Genomic DNA, 3,517 nt, shown 5'->3' on the forward strand with positions numbered 1-3,517 from the left:
ACGGTCCGGTCGAGCAGCCGCCGCAGGGCGCCGAGGAGATCGTCGGGGCCGGTGACGAGCCGTACGGCGGGGACGGCGTGGCCGGGGAGCGCGGGCGCGCCGGACTCGTCGGCGGGGGCGGGCCGTTCGGACGGGGAGGCCAGGAGGAGGGTCGCCCGGCCGGCGTCCTGTTTGCGGAGCAGGCGGATCGCCTCGGCGGCGGAGGCGGTGCCGTCGGCGGCGAGGGCGTCGGCGGCGGCCCCGAGGGCGGCGGCGACCGGGATCTCGTACCCGGGGGTGACGGTGAGGAGTGCGGCGGCGGGGCCGAGGAGCCCGGAGAGGCCGGCGGAGAGCAGGGCCTCCGTGCCGTCCTTGCGGCGCAGGCCGAGCGCGAGCGTGTCGTGGCGGGCCCGGGTGGCGGCGCGGCGGCGTTCCGCCTCCCCGGAGTCCTCCCGGGCGGCGCTCAGGGCGGCTTCGGCGCCGGCGAGTTCGCGGCGGGCCTCCTCGTACCGCTCGGTGTGCTCGGTGTCCTCGGCCTCCAGTCCTTTCACCTCGGCGCGCAGCCGCTCGTACTCCTCCTGCGCGGTGACGGCCCGCTCGGCCGCCTCGTCGCGGGCGGTGGTGAGGCGGTCGATCTCGGCCTGGGCGGCGGCGGCGCGCGAGCGGGCGGCACCGGCCTGGCCCTGGAGCCGGGCGAGTCCTTCGCGCCGGTCCGCGACGGCCCGGACGAGGTCCCCCAGGCGGCGTTCCTCGGCGGCGAGGTCCCGCTCCAGCCCGGCGCGGTGGGCGACGGCGTCCTCCAGGGCGCGTTCGGCCGCTTCCAGGGCGGCGGTCAGTTCGGCCTCCTGCGCGCGCACGCGGGCGGCCTCCCGCTCCAGGTCCTCCGGGTCGCGGCCGCGCCGCTCGTCCTCGGGCGGGGCGGTGGCGCTGCGGACGCGGGCGTCGGCGAGGGAGACGGTGCCGCGGACCCGTTCGGCGAGCTGGGAGAGGGCGTACCAGCTCTGCTCGGCGCGTTCGAGGCGCGGTGCGAGGGCGCGGACCTCGGCCTCGAGGTCGGCCTCCCGGGCGAGGGCCTCGCGCAGTTCGGCGGCGGTGGCCTCCTTGCGGGCGAGGAGCGCGGCCTCGTCGGCGAGCTCGGCGCGCAGCGCCTCCCTGAGCCGTACGACGTCGTCGGCGAGGAGCCGGAGGCGCGCGTCGCGCAGGTCCGCCTGGATGACGGCGGCCCGGCGGGCGACGGCGGCCTGCCGGCCGAGCGGCTTGAGCCGGCGGCGCAGTTCGTCGGTGAGATCCTGGACGCGGGCGAGGTTGGCCTGCATCGCGTCCAGCTTCCGCAGCGCCTTCTCCTTGCGTTTGCGGTGCTTGAGGACGCCCGCGGCCTCCTCGATGAAGGCGCGGCGGCCCATCGGGTCGGCGTGCAGCACGGAGTCGAGCTGCCCCTGGCCGACGATGACGTGCATCTCGCGGCCGATGCCGGAGTCGGAGAGCAGGTCCTGGATGTCGAGGAGCCGGCAGGTGTCCCCGTTGATCTGGTACTCGCTGCTGCCACCGCGGAACATGATCCGGGTGATCGTGACCTCGGCGTAGTCGATGGGCAGGGCGCCGTCGGAGTTGTCGATCGTCAGCGAGACCTCGGCGCGGCCGAGCGGGGGGCGGCCGGTCGTGCCGGCGAAGATGACGTCCTCCATCTTGCCGCCGCGCAGGGACTTGGCGCCCTGCTCGCCCATGACCCAGGAGAGGGCGTCCACGACATTGGACTTGCCCGAGCCGTTGGGGCCCACGACACAGGTGATTCCGGGCTCGAACCGCAGGGTGGTGGCCGAGGCGAACGATTTGAATCCGCGGAGCGTCAGGGCCTTGAGGTGCACCCCCTTGACTCTACCGGGGCGCGGGCGTTTCACCCGCGAAGGACGGGGGCAGATCCCCGGGGAGGAAGGGTGGGACGTGCGGGGAAGGGCGGACGCGGGAGACCCGGGGAGGGCAGCCAAGAAAGAAGGGACGCCGAAGCGTCCCTTGCATATCCAGTTGTCGCACGCCCGGTGATCGATCTACCGGACGTACGGCCTCCGGCTGTGCCGGTGTGCGTTGTTTCCCACCTGGCCCCTCGGGGCTGGGTTGTCAGGTGAGCGCAGGCTCCGCCTGGGGTACGTCGAGGTCGATGCCGTCAAGCAGCGACTCGCCCTTGTGATGTGCGGCGGCAGCGGACAGCGCGTCGTTCTCGGACTGGATCCGGACCAGCTCGGACTCGAGGTCCTGGACACGCTGCTGAAGCCGTCGCATCTCGGCGAGGAGTCGCGGGTCGGAGCCGCCGACGTAACCGAGAAGCGCCTTTGCCATGATGGATGGTCCTCCACACTGAGTGACCGACCGATTGCGGTATGGGTCGTGAGGGAATCGCACCCGCGGTGCTCGGCAGTCCATGTCGTGCCGGTTCTGACTGCCAAACAGCTCAGGTGCGCGGGGCTTCCAGAGTCTCACCAAAAAGTTTGACGGTCAACACGATCACGCCCCTGTGGGCGGGGCGACCGGGGGCCACGGCCGCTCGTCGGGCGGCGGAGCCTCACCACGCGGTGCCTCCGGGCACGGGGATCATCCGTTCTTCCCGCAGCCTGGCACGAGTGGCGGCGCATTGGCAACCACCTGGTGGTTTTCCCTTCACGCCCCCGTCGGGCGGAGGCCGCCCGGCGGTCGTGGCGGCCGGGCGGCGGGGGCGGACGGAGGCCCGGGCCGGGGTGTCAGCGGATGGCGAAGCCGTCGTAGCCGCCGCGCGGCGTGTCCCAGATCTCAGTGACGCCGTCCACGCGGCCGGGTGTGTCGTCGGAGCGCAGCCAGTCGAGAAGGCGGTGGCAATTCTCACGGGGCCCCTCGGCCACGACCTGGACCCGGCCGTCGTCGAGGTTCAGGGCGAAGCCCACGAGTCCGCCGATCTCCAGGGCGTTTGCCCTGGTGAACCAGCGGAAGCCCACTCCCTGTACCCGGCCGCGCACCCAGGCGGTCATCCGTACGTCGTCGTTCATGGCTGCACGCTAGCGGGCGGATCATGCGATCAGCACGTCGCCCCCGCGCCTCATGGCGTACAGTCCCGACGAACGCGCCTCACCCGTCCGGGTGCGGGCCGTTCGAAGGCCGGTCGCCGGCGTGTCACCGGCGCGATACCGAGAGCAAACTCCGGCAAAGATCAGCAAAGATCCAGCGAAGACAGCAGGAAGGCAGAGCAGATGGGACGCCACCGTCGCTCCGGCGCCGCGCCCGCCGCAGAAGAGTACGCGGCCGGTACGGACAGCCGGCCCCGGGGTACCCGCCGCAAGCGGCGGGGCTCCCCCGTACGCACGGGACTGCTCGGTGCCTCCGCCGCCGTGGCGGCCGGGGCCATGGCCGTCGCCTCGGGTCTGCTTCCCGGCGGCGACACCTTCACCACGGGCGGCGCCGCGACGAGCGAGCGGCAGGTCGAGACCCGTCAGACGCCGGAGCTGACGACCCAGGGCGGCGCGGCACGCACCTCGGCGGCCGGTACGGGCGGCACGGACTCCCGTACGGGCAC

At 73.7% G+C, this 3,517-nt stretch carries 3 protein-coding genes and 1 pseudogene; 1 reads left to right on the forward strand and 3 read right to left on the reverse strand.

Annotated elements, in window-relative coordinates; all coding sequences use genetic code 11:
• The 3 genes from RIF68_RS31155 to RIF68_RS31165 all read right to left on the reverse strand — a co-directional run.
• Positions 1-1,844, reverse strand: a 1,844-nt coding sequence (locus tag RIF68_RS31155) for an AAA family ATPase (protein ID WP_309054620.1), incomplete at its 3' end; no start/stop codon positions are given.
• 250 nt (positions 1,845-2,094) lie between these two features.
• A complete protein-coding gene (locus tag RIF68_RS31160; RefSeq protein WP_309054621.1) occupies positions 2,095-2,313 on the reverse strand; it encodes a hypothetical protein in 219 nt (72 codons plus the stop codon).
• A 398-nt stretch (positions 2,314-2,711) separates the two neighbouring features.
• The gene (locus RIF68_RS31165) at positions 2,712-2,993 is read right to left on the reverse strand and encodes an acylphosphatase (RefSeq protein WP_309054622.1); all 282 of its coding nucleotides are present in this window, start codon (positions 2,991-2,993) and stop codon (positions 2,712-2,714) included.
• A gap of 201 nt (positions 2,994-3,194) precedes the next feature.
• Here RIF68_RS31165 and RIF68_RS31170 point away from each other — a divergent pair.
• Positions 3,195-3,517: pseudogene (locus RIF68_RS31170) on the forward strand (CAP domain-containing protein); the annotation flags it as partial.

This window comes from Streptomyces sp. (assembly GCF_031178505.1).
Lineage (GTDB): Bacteria > Actinomycetota > Actinomycetes > Streptomycetales > Streptomycetaceae > Streptomyces > Streptomyces gulbargensis.

Excerpts from the sequence above, each read along its gene's own strand:
- RIF68_RS31160 (WP_309054621.1), bottom strand. The coding sequence starts at position 2,313 with ATGGCAAAGGCGCTTCTCGGTTACGTCGGCGGCTCCGACCCGCGACTC.
- RIF68_RS31165 (WP_309054622.1), bottom strand. The coding sequence starts at position 2,993 with ATGAACGACGACGTACGGATGACCGCCTGGGTGCGCGGCCGGGTACAG.